At 58.6% G+C, this 1076-nt stretch carries 1 protein-coding gene; it reads right to left on the bottom strand.

From position 1 onward, the window contains the following. On the bottom strand, positions 1-1076 hold a 1076-nt coding region (gene coxB, locus C8R21_RS15565), incomplete at both ends, for a cytochrome c oxidase subunit II (protein ID WP_375136013.1).

Raw genomic sequence — 1076 nt, 5'->3', positions numbered from 1 at the left:
TCTGTGTTGATTGATTTCGGATGGCTGGACAGCATCGCCTGTCGAGTTGCCGAAGGAATTGCGCTGGTAGGTGATCACCGAGGCAATATCCACGTCCGACAGGTGCTTGAATGGCGCCATTGCCGTGCCGCTCTTGCCATTCATGACGATGTTGATATGACCTTCCTTGGGCCCGGTGGCAACTTTCGATCCGGCGATTGCAGGGAAAGTCCCCGGCACGCCCTGCCCGTTGGCCTGATGGCAGGCAGCGCAGTTGGCGTTATACACGGCTTCGCCCTTGGCCTTGAGCTCGTCCGGCGTGAACTCCTTGTTGATGTCCACGGCCACTGCCGCCAACTTGGTTTTCTGCTCCGCCACCCAGGCGGCATATTTCTCAGGCTCCACCGCTTCTACCACGATCGGCATGAACCCATGCTCCTTGCCGCACAACTCGGCGCACTGGCCGCGATAGGTGCCGGGCTTCTCGATGTTGAACCACACGTCACGGATGAAACCGGGGATGGCATCCTGCTTGACGCCTAACGCCGGTACCCACCAGGCATGCAGCACGTCATTGGCGGTGATCAGCACGCGCACTTTCTTGCCTACGGGAACGACCAGCGGATTGTCCACTTCCAGGAGATAGTTCTCGCCCTTGGGGGCCGCGTTGTTGATCTGTGGCTTGGGCGTGGAGAGGGCGCTCAGGAAACCGATGCCTTCCCCTTCACCCGTCAGGTAGTCGTAGCCCCATTTCCATTGATAACCGGTCGCCTTGACGGTGATGTCCGGGTTGGACGTATCTTTCATGGCAATCACGGTCTTGGTGGCGGGAAAAGCCATGCCGACCAGAATCAGGAACGGGATCGCGGTCCAGATGATCTCGACCGTGGTGCTGTGATGGAAATTGGCGGCCTCATAGCCCTTGGATTTGCGATGCTTGACTACGGAATAGAACATCACGCCGAACACGCCGATGAATATCGCCAGGCAAATCCACAGAACCATCGTGTGCTGGTCGTAGATCTGCTGGGCAATGACTGTCTGCGGCTCGGGCAGATTTAACTGGTAGGGGTCGGCTGCCGCCATCGCCAGTCCGG

The organism is Nitrosospira multiformis (genome assembly GCF_003050865.1).
Taxonomy (GTDB): Bacteria; Pseudomonadota; Gammaproteobacteria; order Burkholderiales; family Nitrosomonadaceae; genus Nitrosospira; species Nitrosospira multiformis_E.
This window is presented reverse-complemented; position numbering and strand designations above follow the sequence as displayed.